Source organism: Actinokineospora pegani (assembly GCF_009745975.1).
Classification (GTDB): Bacteria; Actinomycetota; Actinomycetes; order Mycobacteriales; family Pseudonocardiaceae; genus Actinokineospora; species Actinokineospora pegani.
Genome location: NZ_WHOL01000042.1, coordinates 1 through 18,102, shown reverse-complemented (window position 1 = coordinate 18,102; position 18,102 = coordinate 1). Strand labels below are relative to the sequence as shown.

The following is an 18,102-nucleotide window of genomic DNA, read 5'->3' as shown; positions in this document are numbered from 1 at the left end:
CAGACCGAGCGGCGCACTGTCCGCTCGGGACGGTCAGTGCGCCGTCAAGGTCAGCTATCGGCGTCGCCCGGGGTGCAGGTCGCCTGTCCCACGGTGATGGTCCCGCTGTCCGGCCCGCCATCCGGGAAGAGCCGGACCTTCAACGCGCTCACAGTCACAGCGCCCTTCACCGCCGACGGCGTCACCACGGAGTTCATCGTGACCCGGGCCAGCACCGGCTCGCCCGCCTCGGCCCCGGGGATGTCGACCGTGTAGTTGATCGGCAGCACCCCGAGGAACGAAACCCCCGAGAGCCCCGACACGCCACCCACCGAAACCGACGCCTGAGCCCTGCCGGCGGCCGTGATGGTGCACCCCGCGGTGAACGACGACACCCGGATCTCAGGTCCCCCGTGGGCCTTCAAGGCGGTCAGCCGGAACCCGCGCCCCTTGGCCGCGACCTTCCACAACCCGCTGTCCGGGTTGAGCGCGCACTTCGTCTCGCCCGCACCGAAGACCACCGAGCCGTCCTCCGACGAGGCCCCCGGTGTCGAGGCCGCCGCGGGACCGTCCGTCGTGCACGGGGCGAGGGGGCCCAGGTCGACAGCGCTCTCGCCGAACTGGGCCGTCGCGGTGCCGACCGAGGCGCTGCCGTCGAACGGCGCGGGAGCGGCCGGGGCGAGGGCGGACGGGACAGGCTCGGACGGGGCAGGGTCGGACGGGGCGGAGGGCGCGGGGGCGGAGGGCGCCGGATCAGTGGGCGCTGGGGCGGCGACAGCCACCGCGGGGGCCGTCGCGCACGCGGCCGCCAAGGCCAAGGTCATCACCGCTCGCCGTGCCATGGGATCACTCCTCCGTTCGGACCAGTGGGCCCAGTCCAACGGACCTGCTCACGATCGGCCAGCCCACCCTGGGCGGACAACCCGGACGAGGGACGCGCGAGGGGTGTCGGGGGTCACCGGTACCGTCTGGGCTGTGTCCGACTCCCTGCCTCCCCTGCGTGAGCTGCTCGCCACGGCGGTCGGCGCCGTCAACGGCGCGGAGCGGCCTGGGCAGGTCAAGATGGCCGAGGCGGTCGAGCAGGCCATCGCGGCGGGCGAGCACCTCGCGGTGCAGGCGGGGACGGGGACCGGCAAGTCGCTGGCCTACCTGGTGCCCTCGATCCGGCACGCGGTGGGGAAGGGCTCGACGGTCGTCATCTCGACGGCGACGATCGCGTTGCAGCGCCAGCTCGTGGACCGGGACCTGCCCCGGCTGGCCAAGGCGCTGAGGAAGTCGCTGCGGCGGGAGCCGACCTTCGCCATCCTCAAGGGCAGGCGCAACTACCTGTGCCTGCACAAGCTCGACGGCGGGCCTGCCGACGACCCCGACGACCAGGTGCTGTTCGACCCGTTCGCGGTCTCGCGGATGGGTCGGGAGGTGACGCGGCTGCGGGAGTGGGCCAGCGACACCGAGGAGGGCGACCGGGACGAGCTGGTGCCCGGGGTGTCCGAGCAGGCGTGGCGGCAGGTCTCGGTGTCGGCGCGGGAGTGCCTGGGCGCGTCGCGCTGCCCGATCGGGACCGACTGCTTCGCCGAGCAGGCGCGGGCGGCCGCAGGCCGGGCCGACGTGGTGGTGACCAACCACGCGCTGCTGGCCATCGACGCCCTCGGGACCGCGCAGGTGCTGCCCGAGCACGACGTCGTGGTGGTCGACGAGGCGCACGACCTGGTCGACCGGGTGACCTCGGCGGCGACCGGCGAGCTGTCCGCGGCGGCGGTCTCCATCGCGGCGCGGCGGGTGGGGCGGATGGTCGAGGACGACGTCGCCGACCGGCTCGTCGAGTGCGGCGAGGGCCTGAGCACGCTGCTCGAGGACGTCGCCACCGGGCGGCTGGACGCGCTGCCGGAGCCGCTGCGGGCCACCCTGACCGCCACCCGCGACGCCGCGCACGCCTGCGTGACGGCGCTGGGGCCCGAGCAGCGCGGGACCGAACCCGACGCCGCCAGCGCCCGCAAGCAGGCGTTGGCAGCGCTGGAGGACGTGCACGACACCGCGGTGCGCGTGCTGGAGGCGTTCGAGACCGACACCGCCCACCAGCGCGACGTGGTGTGGGTGACCGGCGACTTCGGCTCGCAGACCCCGCGCCCGCCGACGGTCCGGGTGGCGCCGCTGAGCGTGGCGGCGCTGCTGCGGGAGAAGCTGTTCGGCGAGAACACCACGGTCCTCACCTCCGCCACGCTGACCCTCGGCGGCAGCTTCGACGCCCTGGCCCGGCAGTGGGGCCTGCCCGCCGAGCAGTCGCACGCGGTCAAGGCCGAGGGCACGGCGACCGACAAGGAAGCCCCCTCCGACGACTGGAAGATCCGCTGGACCGGCATGGACGTCGGCTCGCCGTTCGACCACGGCCGCTCCGGCATCCTCTACCTGGCCAAGCACCTGCCCCCGCCGGGCCGCGACGGGCTGCCGCCCGCCTACCTCGACGAGCTCAAGGAGCTGGTGGAGGCCGCGGGCGGGCGCACGCTGGGCCTGTTCTCGTCGATGCGCGCGGCCAAGCAGGCCACGGCCGCACTGCGCGAGGCGGTCGGCGGGGAGATCCTGTGCCAGGGCGAGGACTCCACGATGCTGCTGGTCAAGAAGTTCGCCGAGAACCCGGCGACCTGCCTGTTCGGCACCCTGTCGCTGTGGCAGGGGGTCGACGTGCCCGGACCGTCGCTGTCGCTGGTCGTGATGGACCGCATCCCGTTCCCGCGACCCGACGACCCGCTGGCCTCGGCGCGGCAGCGCGCGGTGGAGGCCAGGGGCGGCAACGGGTTCCTGACGGTCGCCGCCACGCACGCGGCACTGCTGCTGGCCCAGGGCGCGGGCAGGCTGCTGCGCTCGATGGACGACCGCGGGATCGTGGCGATCCTGGACCCGCGGATCTCGACCGCCCGCTACGGCGGCTTCCTGCGCGCGTCGCTGCCCCCGTTCTGGCCGACGACCGACCCGGCCGTCGTGCGCGGCGCGCTGCGCAGGCTCGACGCGGCCGCCAACTGACCGACCGAACACCGATTCACGGAGGACTTGTGTCAGTCAACCCCGGCGAAGCAGGCATCACCGTCGACGACGAGGGCGTCCGGCGGCTGCTCGCTGACGGGACCCAGGAAGCGGTCGCGTGGGCGGAACTGGCCGAGGTGGCCATCCGAACGACCCCGGAGGGCCCCTGGAAGGAAGACGTCTTCTTCCTGCTCATGCGCGACGGCGGCGGCGGTTGCGCGGTACCCGCGGGCCACCCGAGCGCCGACGACCTGATGTCCCGCCTGCAATCCCTCCCCTCCTTCGACAACGACGCCTTCGTCGAGGCCATGACCACCACCGAAGACGGCCTCTTCGTCATCTGGCAACGCTGACCCGACGACGCCTCACCCAAGCCGGGCTACACCCACGTTCGCCAGCACCAACCGACTAGCGCTATCCCCACCCATGGCCGCGCCCGTCTTTGCACACCCCACCCCGCGCGACACCAAACCCCGCCACTCCACAGGGGGCGCGTCCCGAAGTCCATTCTCCCCGCCCACCCCACGAAGTCGATCTTGCCTGTGGACAACTCCGCAGCGGCCCTAACCCCGGCTGGAAGCGGCGGTGTGCACGCGGCGCAGCGCGAACGCCACCCAGACCATGGCGATCCCGCGCAGCAACAGCGCCGTCCCCAGGAACAAGCCCAGCGCGAGCACCGTGAGCCCCGGCAGCACCAAGGCCAGCACCCCGACGACGAAGGTCACCACGCCCAGCGCGACCCACAGCCCCCACATCGGCACGACGCGCCGCCCGGCGATGCCCGCGCCGACCTGCACGACCCCGCCGACCGCCAGCCCGAGGCCGGTGAACACCGCCAGCGCCAGCACGGTCAGCCCCGGCCAGACCAGGGCCAGCACGCCGACGACCACCCACACCACGCCAACGACGTAGCTGGGCCAGGGCGTGCGGTGCCGTCCGGCGGTGGCGATCTCGGCCACGCCGTCGACCAGCAGGCCGATGGCGACCAGCAGGGCCAGCGACTCCACGGCGACGGCGATGTCGGCCAGCAGCAGCACCCCGAGCAGCGCGACCAGGAACCCCAGGACGGCGACCACCCACCACCGGGTGGTGACGCCGCGCAGGGCGCGGACGGCGTTGGTGTCGGTCGAGAGGGCGAAGGCGCGGTGGTCTGTGGTCATGTGGGCTCCCTCCATCCCACCCAGCATGGCCGTGGCGCGGGCGGGGTGCTCGTCCGATCGCCCATTCGGGGCGGGCCTGCCACGATGGACCGATGAGCCCCTACTTCGCCGCGTCGCCGGACTCGCTGGTCGACGACGGGCTGGCCGGGTTCGCCCTGGCCCACGCCGACCTGGTGCACCTGATCCCGGACCCGGGGTACGTCACCGCGGCCGCCCCCTCCCCCGGCCGGGTCGTCGCCTTGGTCTCCGGCGGTGGGGCCGGGCACGAGCCGCTGCACGCGGGCTTCGTCGGCGCCGGGATGCTCGACGCCGCCTGTCCCGGCCGGATCTTCGCCTCCCCGCACAACCGGCAGATCTACGAGGCCTCGCGGGCGGTCGCGGGCAGCGGCGGGGTGCTGCACGTCGTGAAGAACTACACCGGCGACAAGATCAATTTCGGGATCGCCGCGGAGCGCCTGCAGCACGACGGCATCCGCTGCGCCCGCGTCCTGGTCGACGACGACCTGGCCACCGACTCCGCCGACATCGCCGTCGGCCGCCGCGGCACGGGCGCCACGGTCGTGGTGGAGAAGCTGCTCGGCGCCGCCGCCGACCAGGGCCTCGACCTCGACGCCCTGGTCGCCCTCGGCGAGCGCGTCGCCGCGGGCAGCCGGAGCCTGGCCGTGGCCACCGCCGCGCACACCTCGCCCGCCACCGGCTCTCCCGCCTTCGCCCTGCCAGCGGGCCAGCTCGAGTACGGCGTCGGCATCCACGGCGAGCGCTCCGGCTCGACCCGCCCGCTGACCGACCCGGCCTCGCTGGTGGCGGACATGGCGGACTCGCTGGTCATCGCCCTGGGCCTGATCCCGGGCGACCGGGTGATCACCGTGGTCAACGGCCTGGGCGGCACCACCCCGCTGGAGCTCTACGGCGTCCACCACCACCTCGCCGCCGCACTCGCCGACCACGGCGTCACCGCGCAGCGCCACCTCGTCGACTCCGTGGTCACCGCCCTGGACATGCGCGGCTTCTCCCTCACCCTAACCCGCACCGACGACGACTTGACCGCCCTGTGGGACGCCCCCGCGCGCACCGCGGCATGGAAGGCATGAGGCAGACATGACCCACACCGCCACCACCTGGCTCCGCACCTTCGCCGCCGCCGTCCTGGCCGCCGAACCCGACCTCACCGCCCTGGACCAGGCCACCGGCGACGGCGACTTCGGCGCCAACATGGCGGGCGCCCTGCGGCTGGTCCAGTCCGACTTGGACTCACTGCCCCCGGGGGCCGCCGACGGCGAGGTCATCGCGGTGGCCGCCCGTGTCTTCCTGGACAAGGTGGGCGGAACCAGCGGCCCGTTGTTCGGCCTGCTGTTCCAGGAACTCGCCGCCGCCGCGGGCGATGGTCTCACCTCGGACGCGCTGGCCACCGGAGCGGCCAAGGGCCTGGCGGCCATCCAGCGCGTGGGTGAGGCCGAGGTCGGCGACAAGACGCTGGTGGACGCGCTCTCCCCCGCCGTGGACGCCCTCCGCGGCTGCCCGGACGACCTGGCTTCGGCCTTCGCCGCCGCGGCGAGCGCGGCCGAGTCGGGGGCGGAGTCGACGGCGGGCATCCGCGCCCGCCGCGGCCGGGCCAGCTACGTGGGTGATCACGCCGTCGGCGTGTCCGACCCGGGGGCTGTCGCCGTGGGGCTGCTGTTCCGCGCAGGCGCCTGACGGCCCCCGACCACAGCCCTCGCCCGGCTGGCCCTGCCCGTGTTCGGCGGGGTGGTTTGGCACCGCAGGCGATTCCCTCGGCACACCCTCAAGATCATCCGGCCCTGGGGACCCCCGATTTCAACGCTACTCGGGAGGGCCGACAGGTTCGGGTGTCGAGGCGGAGTTGTCCACAGGCGGATGGGCGGGGGCCTGGGCGGCGCGGTGGCGTCGAGGGCGGTGGTGGGTTATGCGCGGTGGGCCAGGACGGTGACGGTGCCGGGGGCGACTTCGGTGAAGCCCGCGTCGCGGACGGCGACCACGCCTCGGGTGGTCCAGGCGTGGGCTGGGTCGGGGCCGGGGAGGGCGGCTTGCCAGTCCGGCTTGGCGGGGGTGCGGACGGCGGTGCGGAAGTTGGCGGCGGCCCAGGCTCGCAGGTCCTCGGTGGCGGCCGCGGCGTGGAGGTGGGCGGCCAGGAGCATGGTGGCGTGGCCGACCTGGGCGGCTGCTTTGCCCGCGGTCATGGGGACGGTGGGGTTGAGCCACAGGACCGGGACGCCCGGCCGCGGGGCGGCGGGGGTGGTGGTGTCGGGGAGTTCGCTGCCGGAGATCTGGAGGCGGGAGACGATCTTGGGCGTCTCGGTGACCCGGTACGGGAGCAGGGCCCTGGCCTCGGCGCCGTCGACCTCGATGGTGACGCCGGGGAGGGTGTGGACGGCGGTCCAGTGGGCGCCGCGGGCGCGGCGGGAGACCTTGCGGATGCGGCCGGTGATCCACTCGTGCAGGGGCTCCGCCCATTCCGCCTCGGCTTCGGGGGCCAGGCAGACGGCGAGGGCGGCGGCGGCCGCGGCCTCCAGCAGGGCGGTGCGGGAGGGGGCGGGGTCGCGTTCGACGCGGAGGATGACGGGCATGGCGCGGACCTGGTCCGGGTCCTCGTCGGAGGTGTCGACGGTCGCGGCGGCGGGGCGGGTGAGCCAGGAGGCGTAGCGGTCGGCCAGCGGGGTGAGGACGGGGCTCACAGGCGCTCGAACTCCAGGCCGTCGGCGGCGTCGGCGGCCTCGATCTCGGCGCGGGTCACGCCGAGCACGAACAGCACCACGTCGAGGTAGGGGTGCGACAGCGCGGTGTCGGCGACCTCGCGCAGCGCGGGCTTGGCGTTGAAGGCCACGCCCAGGCCCGCGGTGTTGAGCATGTCGATGTCGTTGGCCCCGTCGCCCACCGCGACGCACTGGGCCAGCGGCACGCCGAACTGCTGGGCGAAGCGGCGCAGCGCCACTGCCTTGCCCGCCCGGTCGACCACCTCGCCGACGACCCGGCCGGTGAGGTGGCCGTCGACGATCTCCAGCTCGTTGGCCGCGTGGAAGTCCAGGCCGAGGTCGTCGACCAGGCTCTCGATGATGTAGTCGAACCCCCCGGACACCACGCCGCAGCGGAAGCCCAGGCGCTTCAGGGTCCGGATGGTGGTGCGCGCCCCCGCGGTCAGCACCAGGTCGGCTGCGACCTCGTCGAGCACGGAGGCGGGCAGGCCGCGCAGCAGGGCGACCCGCTGGTGCAGCGACTCGGTGAAGTCGAGCTCGCCGCGCATGGCCGCCTCGGTGACCTCGCGGACCTTGTCCTCGCACCCGGCCTTGGCCGCCAGCATCTCGATGACCTCGCCCTGGACCAGGGTCGAGTCGACGTCGAACACGATCAGGCGCTTGGCCCGGCGGGCCAGCACGTCGCGCTCCACGGCCACGTCCAGGCCGGTGGTCGCGGACAGGTCGGCCAGCGCGCTGCGCAGCGCGGCGTCGGCCGCCTCGGTGTCCTCGGCGACCGAGACGCGCAGTTCCAGGCCGGTCACCGGGTAGTCGGCGACCCGGCGGATGGCGTCGATGTTGACGCCCTGCGCGGCCAGGCCGCGGGCGACCTCGCTGAACGCCCGCGCGGTCACCGGCCTGCCCAGCACCACGACGACGTGGGTGGAGCCGGACATCGTCTCCGGGTCGACGCCCACCTCGACGTCGACGCTCATCGCCACCGACGCCATCGCCTGCTCGACGTACTCCTGCAGGCCCTCGGCGTCGTGGTCGGTGCTGACCAGGACCCCGAGCACCAACTGGCCGCGGATGACGACCTGCTCGACGTCGAGGATCTCGACGCCGTGGCGGACCAGGACCGCGAACAGCACCGAGGACACCCCGGGCTTGTCCGGGCCGGTGACGGTGATCAGGACGGGGGTGGGCTGGGCGGTCACTGTGGCTGCGCTCCCGTGGTTTCTGGGGCGGGCAGGCCCCGGACACGGGACTGCGGGTGGCCCCTGGCACGTCGCGCGCCTGGTTCCACCCGCAGTCCTCACTGGTCAGATGTTGAATCCGCCCCGCTCAGTTGGGGAGCGTGGGATCTCCTTTGGAGATCTCGTCCGGGTTCATCTTCTCGGCGAGCCGTTCCGACGGCGCGGACTGGTGCTTGCCCGAGCCGACGCCGATGTACTTGTCCCGGTGGACCTGCTCGACCATGTGCGGGTAGTGCAGGTCGAACGCCGGGCGCTCCGAGCGGATGCGCGGCAGCTCGGTGAAGTTGTGCCGCGGCGGCGGGGAGCTGGTGGCCCACTCGAGCGAGCCGCCGTAGCCCCACGGGTCGTCGGCGTCGACGAGTTCGCCCCACCGGTAGGACTTGATCACGTTCCAGATGAACGGGATGGTCGAGGCGCCGAGGATGTAGGCACCGATGGTGGAGATCATGTTCAGCGTGGTGAACCCGTCGGTGGGCAGGTAGTCGGCGTAGCGGCGCGGCATGCCCTCGTTGCCCAGCCAGTGCTGGACCAGGAAGGTGCCGTGGAAGCCGATGAACGTCGTCCAGAAGTGCAGCTTGCCCAGCGGTTCGTCGAGGAAGCGCCCGGTCATCTTCGGGAACCAGAAGTAGATGCCCGCGAACGTCGCGAACACGATGGTCCCGTAGAGCACGTAGTGGAAGTGCGCGACGACGAAGTACGAGTCGGACACGTGGAAGTCGATGGCCGGGGCGGCCAGCAGCACGCCGGTCAGACCACCGAAGAGGAACGTGACCAGGAAGCCCATGCTGAACAGCATCGGGGTCTCGAAGGTCAGCGAGCCCTTCCAGATGGTGCCGATCCAGTTGAAGAACTTCACACCGGTCGGGACCGCGATCAGGAAGGTCATGAAGGAGAAGAACGGCAGCAGCACCGCGCCGGTGGCGTACATGTGGTGCGCCCACACCGTCACCGACAGGGCCGCGATCGCCAGCGTGGCGTAGATCAGGCCGCGGTAGCCGAACAGCGGCTTGCGGCTGAACACCGGGAAGATCTCGGACACGATGCCGAAGAAGGGCAAGGCGACGATGTAGACCTCTGGGTGCCCGAAGAACCAGAACAGGTGCTGCCAGAGGATGACGCCGCCGTTGGCCGGGTCGAACACGTGCGCGCCGAGTTGCCGGTCGGCCAGCAGGCCGAACAGGGCCGCGGTCAGGATCGGGAAGGCCAGCAGGATCAGGATCGAGGTGATGAGGATGTTCCAGGTGAAGATCGGCATCCGGAACATCGTCATGCCGGGGGCGCGCAGGCAGACGATCGTGGTGATCATGTTGACCGCGCCGAGGATGGTGCCGAGACCACCCACGGCCAGGCCGGTGATCCACAGGTCCGCGCCGACGCCCGGGGAGTGGATCTTGTCAGACAGCGGGGTGTAGGCGAACCAGCCGAAGTCGGCGGCGCCACCCGGGGTCAGGAAGCCGGAGATGACGATCAGGCCGCCGAACAGGTACAGCCAGTAGCTGAACGCGTTCAGGCGCGGGAACGCCACGTCGGGCGAGCCGATCTGCAGCGGCAGGATGAAGTTCGCGAACCCGAACAGGATCGGGGTCGCGTACAGCAGCAGCATGATCGTGCCGTGCATGGTGAAGAGCTGGTTGTACTGCTCCTGCGACAGGAACTGCTGGCCCGCCACGGCCAGCTCGGAGCGGATCAGCATCGCCATCGCGCCGCCCACCATGAAGAAGGCGAACGACGTGACCAGGTACATGATGCCGATTTGCTTGTGGTCCGTCGTGCTGAACAGCCGCAGCAGGTACGAACCCTTGGCCGTCTCGCGGGCCGGGTACGGCCGCGTGGCGATCGGCTGCGGGGCTACTGCCGTCACTCCTGCCTCCTGCAACTGATGGGTGGTGGGCGTCCATCTGGCGAGTCACGGCCGGCCACGCCGGTGCGGCTCGGGGAGGATCGTATCCCGCAGGTCGGACGTCGGCGCGTGTGGGCTTGCTGTGCTGTGCATAACTCACCGAAGTACTAAAAAAGGACAGTTGCCCAGCTCACACCGGTAGCACCGCGTACTGGCGCAGGGTGAGGTCGGTGAAGGTGACCGGTCCGCGCGGGCCGGGGACCCGGTCCAGGTTGATGCCGGTCTCGGGCACGCCGAGCAGCTTGAACCCGTCGAGCAGCCGGGTCGGGGCGTTCCAGAACACGCCGGTGCCGGTGTAGGCGGCCATGAAGGACTCCGCGGTGGCCTGGTCGGCGGTGACAATTCCCGCGGCGAGCCCGGAGGTCTGGTCGCTGGCGACCCGGGCCGCCTCCGCGGGGCCGTCGACCGGGGCGATGGTGACGGTGGCCTCGCGGTCGGAGTCCAGCGCCCACTCGTAGCCGATGGGGTGGTCGTGCGGGGGCAGCGAGGCGCTGACGCCGACCTCCTTCAACGCGCGCTCCAGGTCGGGCAGGACCGCGTCGTAGACGTCGCGGTGGACCAGCAGCAGGTTGAGCCGGTTGCACACGCCGAGCCGGTCGAGGCTGCGCTTGACCAGGTCGGTCGCGAAGGCCTGGTCGGCGGCGCGGTCGTAGTAGAGGACGCCGCCGCCGTCGGCGTGGGCCAGCACCCGCACGCCGTGCGCGGCGGCGCGCCTGCCCAGCTCGCGGGTGGTCTCGCCGCTGCCGCGGACGATGACCAGGGGGACCAGGTCGGGCAGCTCGACCAGCGCGCCCGCGGCCGCGCGGTCGGGGGTGGGCACGAGCTGGACGGCGTCCTGGTCGAGCCCGGCCTCGTCGAGCGCGGGCCAGATGACGTGCTCGACCAGCGCGGTCGCCGAGCGCAGCGCGGCGGCGCCGGTGCGCAGCACGCCCGCGTTGCGCGACTTGACCAGTTGCGAGGCGACGTCGACGGTCACGTTGGGGCGGGCCTCGTAGTTGGCGCCGATGACGCCGACGGGTTTGCGCAGCTCGAACAGCCGCAGGCCGTCGCCGAGGTCGCGGACCGGGGTGCGCCTGGCCGCGTGCGGCACGCCTGCGAGCAGGCGCAGCTGCTCGGCCATGTCGTCGAGCCGCGCCTCGGTGATGCGCAGCCGGTCGAGCAGGCCGCCGCTCATGCCCGCCGCGGTGGCGGCCTCGACGTCCTCGGCGTTGGCGGCCAGGACGCGCTGGCGCGAGGACGACAGCCGGGCGGCCATCTCGCCGATGGCGTTGTCCACGGCCTCGTCGGTTGCGGCGGCGAGCACCGGGGCGGCGGCCTTGGCGCGGGCGGCGCAGTCCGCGACGATCGAGTGCGGGTCGGTCACCGTGGGTCCTCTCTGGCGGTGCGACCCGGTCGCCGGGTCGGCTGGGGCACCAGTCTGCCCCAGCCCCCGGGTCAGCCCTTGCGGACGCCCTCGACGGTCACCCCGGTGATCGCCCCGTCGCGGTCCTTGACCGGGCGCAGGACGACGTCGAAGCGGCCCTTGCCGAACTGGACGCCCGCCAGCCGCTGCTCCTTGCCGCTGGTCAGGACCTCCCGCACGGCCTGGTCGTGGCCGCGCAGCGGCAGCGGCTTGCCCACGAGCGCGTCGCCGAGCACCGCCCGCCCCGCGGCGTTGACCGTGCGCACCGCCAGTGTCGGTCCGTCGCACAGGGCCAGGATCGGCGTGGCCTGCTCGAAGCACACCAGCGCCTCCATCACCCCGCCACCGGCAAACCCGGTCATGGCCATCACCCTCTCCTGTGCGGATGCACCTGAGCTTCGCACCATTCGGCGGAAAACGCCCGCGTGTTGTCCACACCCGCACAGCGGTAAGAGGGGCTCACCAACCATCCACAGCCGACGGAGGTGTCACACCCCCGGGGGCGCGTAGAGACCGCTGACGATGGCCAGCATCTTGTCCTCGATCTCCGGGCGCGGGGTGATGGAGTTGATGAAGGTCTCGCCCTCGAACATGTGCAGCGCGGCGGCGACGGCGGCCTGCCTGGTCTCCACCGGCTGGGCGGCGATGACCGGGATGCGCTGGGCGGTGAGGTAGATGTCCTGCCAGAAGCTGTCGATGGTGGGGATGAGCCGGTCACGCAGCGTGGCGTCGGTGCGGGCGGCGACCAGGATCTCGAACCAGACCAGGTTCAGCGGCGAGCGGCAGGCGGCGCGGATGGCGCGCAGCACCTCCGGCAGCGCCGAGGGCTGGGCGGCGGTCTGCTCGGCGACCGGGCCGACCCGGTCCCAGAAGTGCGCGAGCAGCCTGCGGCCGACCTCCTCGGCGGCGGTGACGACGAGGTCGAGGCGGGTCTCGAAGTGGCGGAACAGGCCGCCGTGGGAGACCCCGGCCCGTCTGCAGATCTCCTGCACCGAGGTGCGGGCGTAGCCGACCTCGGAGATCGCGGCGATGGTCGCGTCGACGAGCTTGCCCACGGTCGCCTCGCGGCGCTCGCGCTGGGTGCGCCGTCGTGGCGGGGCGGCCTCGGCCGGGTCGGTCACTGGGGTCCCTCTCGATCTCGGACAGTCGGGCCTTGCGACTATCCATGATCGTGATTGCCGATCACTTGCGCCACAGCGGGTCCACTGTGACACGAACCGATGTCGACATTGTGACCAGTCACATTCGTACCGACCACTTCGGATCGCGCCGCTACGCGTCCTTTTCGGACTGCGCGGGCCGGGGCACGCCGAGCAGGGCGCGCAGCGTGTCAGCCAGGATGGAGACCTCGATCGCCGGGTCGATGACCCGCTGGATGCCCAGCCCGATACCCAGGCTCAGCAGGGCGGTGGCCAGCTCGGCGGGCGGCAGCGGGGCCGGGTTGGCCGAGTCGTCGAAGGTGCGAGCCAGGGCGGTGATGGCGTCGCGGACCGCCCGGTCGCGCGCGGCCAGCTCAGCGCGCAGCGCGGGGTCGCGGCGGGCCTGCAGGCCGAACTCCACCTCGAGCACGGTCCAGCCCTCGTCGCCGATCATGCGTTCGGCCCACTCGCTGAACAGCGCCACCGCGTCGTCGAACGGCCTGCCCGCGATGGCCTGGCCGACGGACTTGATGTGCTCGGCGTGGATGTCGTCGAGCACGACCAGGCACAGCTCGTCCTTGTTGCGGAAGTTCGAGTAGACCGCCCCCTTGGAGAAGCCCGCGGCCTCGGCGACCTTCTCCAAGGAGGTCGCGTGGTAGCCGTCGCGGAGGAAGAGGTCCTTGGCGGTGGCGATGAGCAGCTCGCGGGTGCGGGCCTGGCTCTCGACCCTGGTCAGTCGGGGCATGGGGGCAGCCTAACGCCCGAATACCGCCGGTACTCGGTCATGGGAGCAGCAACCACGCCGAGGCGAGCGCCAGCGCCCCCAGATCGATGACCGCGAACGACCCGACCCAGAAGATCCCCGGCGCCCCGGTCAGCCGCGCCAACTGGTCCGCGTCCGAGTCCCTGGCGCGCCCGCGCCTGCGCTTGCGCTGCAGCTCGAAGACCGGCCGCACGCCCCCGACCAGCAGGAACCAGGCGATGAGGTAGGCGAAGGCGGCCTGCACCTCGTCCGGGGCGAACCAGGACACCGCGAACAGCAGCAGCCCGGTCACGACAACGGAGAGCACGCCGTACGCGTTGCGGACCATGACGAGCACGCCGAAAAGCAATAGGGCACAAATCACCAAGACGGCCCCGGTCCGATCAGCCTCCAGCAGCGCGGCGAAGCCGAGGCCGAGCAACGACGGCGACAGGTAGCCGACGAACGCGGTCATGACCATGCCCGGTCCGTGCGGCTTGCCCCGGGACACGGTGACCCCGGAGGTGTCCGAGTGCAGCCGGATGCCCGAGAGCCGCCGACCGGCCAGCAGCGCGACCAGGGCGTGGCCCGCCTCGTGCACGATCGTGATGACGTTCCGGGTCAGCCGCCACAGCGGGCGCACGAGCACCAGCGCCAGCGCGACAGCGGCGGCGACCAGCACCATCGCCGCCGGGGGCTGCCAGTTCGCGCCGACGATCTGGGTCCACAGCTCTGGTGTCTCGGTGGCCTGCACACCCTCGATCTTGCACGTCGGGTGGGATGGCCCGCCGCTGGGTAGCCTGCCGCCATGGCCAAGCTGACCTGGATCCCCCGCGCGCTCGGTGTCGCGACCGCGCTGTACGGCGCCGCCGTCGCCGTCCGCCCCGCCCTCATGGCCAAGCCCACCGGCCTGGTCGGCGGCTCCGGTGAGCCCGGCCCCGGCGTGTCGGTGCTCACGCGCAGCATCGGCGTCCGCGACCTGGCCACCGGCCTGGCGATGGCGCTGGCCCCCGCGGGCGCGCCGCTGCGCGGGGCGATCGCCGTGCGGGTGGTGTCCGACCTGGTCGACGCGGTCGGCTTCGGCACCGGGCTGCCCAGCGCGCGGGCGCGGAAGAACTCGGCGCTCGTCGCGGGCGGCTGGGCGGTGCTGTGCGGACTCTCCGTGATCGCGGCGGGACGCGACTGACCCCTTCCTCTCCAAGCCCGGTCGTGCTTGACTGGCAGTGGTCGCCTGATCACGTTCAACCAGCGGGCGACTGCGGTGACGCGCAAACCAGCGCGTGCCGGGAGGTAGGACAGCTAGGAGAACAGCATGGCCCAGGGCACCGTCAAGTGGTTCAACGCCGAGAAGGGCTTCGGATTCATCGCGCCCGACGACGGCGGGCCTGACGTGTTCGTGCACTACTCGGAGATCCAGACCAACGGCTTCCGGTCGCTGGAAGAGAACCAGAAGGTGACCTTCGAGGTCGGGCAGGGCGCCAAGGGCCCCCAGGCCACGGGCGTCGTGCCTGCCTGACGGAACTTCCGCGTCGGCCCCGCTCCCCCTCGGGGGGCGGGGCCGACTCGCGTCTCGGGGCCGTGGGCGCCGAGCGCACAACGCTCGGGTGGGTCGTCTGTCCGGGTGAATCTCGACCGCTCCCCGCGCCTACGGACCGGCCGTCCGACGCGTGGTGGCGAAACACTCCGTGACGGTCCCTGCGGGCAGGCGTGCGTGGCGGCGCCACGCGCCTCATCGAACGGCCCACACCCGCCAGCCTGAGTTGTCCACAGGCCCGCGCCCCATCGGCCCACTCGTCGGTCCGATCCGCCAGAATGGCCCCGTCAGCCACCGTCGGCACGGAAGCGGGATAGATGACAGCGCCAGCGCAGGGGATCCATCAGCGCATCGCGGGCGAGCTCGGCGTCGCCGAGCGGCAGGTGACGGCCGCGGTCGACCTGCTCGACGGCGGCGCGACGGTGCCGTTCATCGCCCGGTACCGCAAGGAGGTCACCGGCACCCTCGACGACGCGCAGCTGCGCACCCTCGAGGAGCGGCTGCGCTACCTGCGCGAGCTGGAGGAGCGGCGCACGGCCGTGCTCGACTCCATCCGCGAGCAGGGCAAGCTCGACGACGCGCTGACCGCGCAGATCATGGACGCGGACTCCAAGGCCCGGCTCGAGGACATCTACCTGCCCTACAAGCCCAAGCGGCGCACCAAGGCCCAGATCGCCCGCGAGGCCGGGCTGGAGCCGCTGGCCGACGCGCTGCTGGGCGACCCGACCCACGACCCGCGGGCGGCCGCGGCCGCCTACGTCGACGCGGACAAGGGCGTGGCCGACGCGACGGCGGCGCTCGACGGGGCCCGGTCGATCCTGGTCGAGCGCTTCGCCGAGGACGCCGACCTGATCGGCGAGCTGCGCGAGCGCATGTGGGGCAAGGGCGTGGTGGCCTCGAAGGTGCGCGAGGGCAAGGAGGAGGACGGCGCGAAGTTCGCCGACTACTTCGACTTCTCCGAGCCGTTCGGCAAGCTGCCCTCGCACCGCGTCCTGGCGCTGCTGCGCGGTGAGAAGGAGGGGGTGCTCGACCTGACCCTCGACCCCGACCCGGGGGTCGACCCGGCGGCGTTCCCGCCGGTGCGCACCGACTACGAGGTCAGCATCGCCCAGCGGTTCGGCGTGGCCGACCGGGGCCGCGCGGGCGACAAGTGGCTGCTGGACGCGGTGCGCTGGGCCTGGCGCACCCGCATCCTCGTGCACCTGGGCATCGACCTGCGCACCCGGCTGCGCCAGGAGGCCGAGGACGAGGCGGTGCGGGTCTTCGCCGCCAACCTGCGCGACCTGCTGCTGGCCGCGCCCGCGGGCAGCCGCGCCACGATGGGCCTCGACCCCGGCTACCGCACCGGGGTGAAGGTGGCCGTCGTCGACGCGACCGGCAAGGCCGTCGCCACCGACACGATCTACCCGCACGTGCCGCAGCAGCGCTGGGACGAGGCGCTGGCCAAGCTGGGCAAGCTCGCCGCCGAGCACGACGTGGAGCTGATCGCGATCGGCAACGGCACCGCCTCCCGGGAGACCGACAAGCTGGCGATCGAGCTGATCCGCAAGCTCCCCGAGCTGAAGCTGACCAAGATCGTGGTGTCGGAGGCGGGCGCGTCGGTCTACTCGGCGTCGGCCTACGCCTCGCAGGAGCTGCCCGGCATGGACGTGTCGCTGCGCGGGGCGGTCTCGATCGCCCGGCGGCTGCAGGACCCGCTGGCCGAGCTGGTCAAGATCGACCCCAAGTCCATCGGCGTGGGGCAGTACCAGCACGACCTGTCCGAGGTGAAGCTCTCGCGCTCGCTGGACGCCGTGGTCGAGGACTGCGTGAACGGCGTCGGCGTGGACGTCAACACCGCGTCGGCGCCCCTGCTGACCCGGGTGTCCGGCATCGGCGCGGGCCTGGCCGAGAACATCGTCGCCCACCGCGACGCCAACGGCCCGTTCCGCAGCCGCAAGGGCCTCAAGGACGTCCCCCGGCTGGGCGCCAAGGCCTTCGAGCAGTGCGCGGGCTTCCTGCGCATCCCCGCGGGCGACGACCCGCTGGACGCCTCCTCCGTGCACCCCGAGGCCTACCCGGTGGTGCGCCGCATCCTGACCGCCAGCGGCGGCGGGCTGTCCACGCTCATCGGCGACTCGGCCAAGCTCCGCACCCTGCGCCCGGCGGACTTCACCGACGAGAAGTTCGGTGTGCCCACGGTGTCCGACATCCTCGCGGAACTGGAGAAGCCCGGCCGCGACCCCCGCCCGGAGTTCAAGACGGCCACCTTCGCCGACGGCGTCGAGAAGATCGGCGACCTCAAGCCCGGGATGACCCTGGAGGGCGTGGTCACCAACGTGGCCGCCTTCGGCGCCTTCGTCGATGTCGGGGTCCACCAGGACGGGCTGGTCCACGTGTCGGCGTTGTCGCGCACCTTTGTGAAGGACCCGCGAGACGTGGTCAAGTCCGGTGACGTCGTGAAGGTGAAGGTCCTCGAGGTGGACATCCCGCGCAAGCGGATCTCGCTGACGCTCCGGCTCGATGACGAGGTGGGGAAGGCGACTACCGGGCCTCGGCCGGGGGGCGGGGACCGTGGTGGTCGAGGTGGGCAGCAGCGGGGTGGCGGTGGTAAGCGGCGGGAGGCTCCGGTGGCCGCGGGGGGCGCCATGGCTGATGCGCTGCGGAAGGCTGGGTTTGACAAGTAGGCGGTTCTAGAGAACGGGTTGGTTGCTTTGGCGGCTCGTTGGGGTGGATCGGCTTGCCCAGGGCCCCTATGACGATCATGTGCTGTGGAAGGGGAAAGGGGGGTTGAAAGATGCCCCTCCCACGCAGCTGGCTGAGCACATGATCGCCTCCCCAGACAAGCCGAACCACCCCAACGAGCAGTAAGCGTTGCCGACCAGCGGTAGGTAGGTGGGCGCGCTGCTTGAAGCAGGGCGCAGGCGGCGGCTGTGGAGGTGGCGCGCGCTGCTTCAAAAGCGGAGCCGGGCGGCGGTGTGGTGGGTGGGCGCGCTGCTGTGAGGGCAAAGGCAGAGGCGGGGCGACGGTTTTCGGGGTGGGGCGCTGCCGCCAAAGCGGAGCTGGGCGGCGGTTAGTGGGGTGGGTGCTGTGCTGCCAAAGCAGGAAGCAGGCAACGGCTGTGGAGGTGGCGCGCGCCAGTTAGAAGCAGAGGCAGAGCGGCAGTTTGGGGATGAGCGCGCTGCTTCAGGGCAAAGCAGAGGTAGGGCGGCGGCGTGATGGGGGGCGCCCCGCTGCAAGGGCAAACCAAGGGCGGCGCAGCGGCGTGGCGGGGCGCGCGCCGCTGCAAAGGCAAACCAAGGG

Annotated in this window: 17 protein-coding genes; 7 read left to right on the top strand and 10 right to left on the bottom strand. The window is 72.3% G+C overall.

The genetic code is table 11. The annotated features are described in order from the left end of the window. Positions 1–50: 50 nt before the first annotated feature. Complete coding sequence (locus GCL84_RS29120) at positions 51–821, bottom strand: hypothetical protein (protein ID WP_197522986.1); 771 nt, start codon at positions 819–821, stop codon at positions 51–53. Positions 822–954: 133 nt separating this feature from the next. Between GCL84_RS29120 and GCL84_RS03195 the strand changes: the two genes are divergently transcribed. Next, on the top strand, positions 955–2,997 hold the full coding sequence (locus GCL84_RS03195; protein WP_235925963.1) for an ATP-dependent DNA helicase: 2,043 nt from the start codon (positions 955–957) through the stop codon (positions 2,995–2,997). Positions 2,998–3,026: 29 nt separating this feature from the next. Then, complete coding sequence (locus GCL84_RS03190) at positions 3,027–3,350, top strand: hypothetical protein (RefSeq protein WP_156753816.1); 324 nt, start codon at positions 3,027–3,029, stop codon at positions 3,348–3,350. A gap of 210 nt (positions 3,351–3,560) precedes the next feature. Here the strand turns inward: GCL84_RS03190 and GCL84_RS03185 are convergent, their stop codons facing one another. After that, positions 3,561–4,157: an HdeD family acid-resistance protein gene (locus GCL84_RS03185; RefSeq protein WP_197522985.1), complete on the bottom strand. Its 597-nt coding sequence runs from the start codon at positions 4,155–4,157 to the stop codon at positions 3,561–3,563. A gap of 92 nt (positions 4,158–4,249) precedes the next feature. On the opposite strand from GCL84_RS03185, the gene GCL84_RS03180 reads away from it, so the two are divergent. Beyond that, entirely contained in the window at positions 4,250–5,248 is a 999-nt protein-coding gene (locus GCL84_RS03180; protein ID WP_156753814.1) for a dihydroxyacetone kinase subunit DhaK, read from the top strand. A gap of 7 nt (positions 5,249–5,255) precedes the next feature. Continuing rightward, complete coding sequence (gene dhaL, locus GCL84_RS03175; RefSeq protein ID WP_156753813.1) at positions 5,256–5,852, top strand: dihydroxyacetone kinase subunit DhaL; 597 nt, start codon at positions 5,256–5,258, stop codon at positions 5,850–5,852. Positions 5,853–6,079: 227 nt separating this feature from the next. On the opposite strand, the gene GCL84_RS03170 is transcribed toward dhaL, so the two are convergent. From GCL84_RS03170 to GCL84_RS03135, 8 genes are all read right to left on the bottom strand, one after another. Continuing rightward, positions 6,080–6,850 (bottom strand): peptidyl-tRNA hydrolase, encoded by a 771-nt coding sequence (locus tag GCL84_RS03170; RefSeq protein WP_156753812.1) that lies wholly within the window; start codon positions 6,848–6,850, stop codon positions 6,080–6,082. After that, the gene (gene serB / locus GCL84_RS03165; RefSeq protein ID WP_156753811.1) at positions 6,847–8,064 is read right to left on the bottom strand and encodes a phosphoserine phosphatase SerB; all 1,218 of its coding nucleotides are present in this window, start codon (positions 8,062–8,064) and stop codon (positions 6,847–6,849) included. Before serB ends, GCL84_RS03170 begins: the two co-directional genes overlap by 4 nt. Before the next feature lie 127 nt (positions 8,065–8,191). Next, positions 8,192–9,964 carry an aa3-type cytochrome oxidase subunit I gene (gene ctaD, locus GCL84_RS03160; RefSeq protein WP_156753810.1) on the bottom strand — a complete coding sequence of 591 codons (1,773 nt, stop codon included), beginning with the start codon at positions 9,962–9,964 and terminating at the stop codon, positions 8,192–8,194. A gap of 169 nt (positions 9,965–10,133) precedes the next feature. Then, positions 10,134–11,366 carry an aldehyde dehydrogenase family protein gene (locus GCL84_RS03155; RefSeq protein WP_156753809.1) on the bottom strand — a complete coding sequence of 411 codons (1,233 nt, stop codon included), beginning with the start codon at positions 11,364–11,366 and terminating at the stop codon, positions 10,134–10,136. A gap of 71 nt (positions 11,367–11,437) precedes the next feature. Beyond that, on the bottom strand, positions 11,438–11,767 hold the full coding sequence (locus GCL84_RS03150) for a hypothetical protein (RefSeq protein ID WP_156753808.1): 330 nt from the start codon (positions 11,765–11,767) through the stop codon (positions 11,438–11,440). Positions 11,768–11,893: 126 nt separating this feature from the next. Next, a complete protein-coding gene (locus tag GCL84_RS03145) occupies positions 11,894–12,526 on the bottom strand; it encodes a TetR/AcrR family transcriptional regulator (RefSeq protein ID WP_156753807.1) in 633 nt (210 codons plus the stop codon). A gap of 151 nt (positions 12,527–12,677) precedes the next feature. Continuing rightward, the gene (locus tag GCL84_RS03140) at positions 12,678–13,289 is read right to left on the bottom strand and encodes a TetR/AcrR family transcriptional regulator (RefSeq protein ID WP_156753806.1); all 612 of its coding nucleotides are present in this window, start codon (positions 13,287–13,289) and stop codon (positions 12,678–12,680) included. 37 nt (positions 13,290–13,326) lie between these two features. Continuing rightward, a complete protein-coding gene (locus GCL84_RS03135; RefSeq protein WP_156753818.1) occupies positions 13,327–13,971 on the bottom strand; it encodes a M50 family metallopeptidase in 645 nt (214 codons plus the stop codon). Positions 13,972–14,094: 123 nt separating this feature from the next. On the opposite strand from GCL84_RS03135, the gene GCL84_RS03130 reads away from it, so the two are divergent. The 3 genes from GCL84_RS03130 (at position 14,095) to GCL84_RS03120 (ending at position 17,486) form a co-directional block, all read left to right on the top strand. Beyond that, positions 14,095–14,472 (top strand): hypothetical protein, encoded by a 378-nt coding sequence (locus GCL84_RS03130; protein WP_156753805.1) that lies wholly within the window; start codon positions 14,095–14,097, stop codon positions 14,470–14,472. 126 nt (positions 14,473–14,598) lie between these two features. Next, positions 14,599–14,802 carry a cold-shock protein gene (locus tag GCL84_RS03125; protein WP_156753804.1) on the top strand — a complete coding sequence of 68 codons (204 nt, stop codon included), beginning with the start codon at positions 14,599–14,601 and terminating at the stop codon, positions 14,800–14,802. Positions 14,803–15,137: 335 nt separating this feature from the next. Continuing rightward, positions 15,138–17,486 carry a Tex family protein gene (locus GCL84_RS03120; RefSeq protein WP_156753803.1) on the top strand — a complete coding sequence of 783 codons (2,349 nt, stop codon included), beginning with the start codon at positions 15,138–15,140 and terminating at the stop codon, positions 17,484–17,486. The last annotated feature ends 616 nt before the right edge of the window (positions 17,487–18,102 follow it).

Bases quoted from the DNA above. Each gene is read 5' to 3' on its own strand.
- dhaL (WP_156753813.1), top strand. From the start codon at position 5,256: ATGACCCACACCGCCACCACCTGGCTCCGCACCTTCGCCGCCGCCGTC.
- GCL84_RS03180 (WP_156753814.1), top strand. From the start codon at position 4,250: ATGAGCCCCTACTTCGCCGCGTCGCCGGACTCGCTGGTCGACGACGGG.
- GCL84_RS03130 (WP_156753805.1), top strand. From the start codon at position 14,095: ATGGCCAAGCTGACCTGGATCCCCCGCGCGCTCGGTGTCGCGACCGCG.
- GCL84_RS03125 (WP_156753804.1), top strand. From the start codon at position 14,599: ATGGCCCAGGGCACCGTCAAGTGGTTCAACGCCGAGAAGGGCTTCGGA.
- GCL84_RS03120 (WP_156753803.1), top strand. From the start codon at position 15,138: ATGACAGCGCCAGCGCAGGGGATCCATCAGCGCATCGCGGGCGAGCTC.
- GCL84_RS03185 (WP_197522985.1), bottom strand. From the start codon at position 4,157: ATGACCACAGACCACCGCGCCTTCGCCCTCTCGACCGACACCAACGCC.
- GCL84_RS03150 (WP_156753808.1), bottom strand. From the start codon at position 11,767: ATGACCGGGTTTGCCGGTGGCGGGGTGATGGAGGCGCTGGTGTGCTTC.
- GCL84_RS29120 (WP_197522986.1), bottom strand. From the start codon at position 821: ATGGCACGGCGAGCGGTGATGACCTTGGCCTTGGCGGCCGCGTGCGCG.
- GCL84_RS03135 (WP_156753818.1), bottom strand. From the start codon at position 13,971: ATGGTGCTGGTCGCCGCCGCTGTCGCGCTGGCGCTGGTGCTCGTGCGC.
- GCL84_RS03140 (WP_156753806.1), bottom strand. From the start codon at position 13,289: ATGCCCCGACTGACCAGGGTCGAGAGCCAGGCCCGCACCCGCGAGCTG.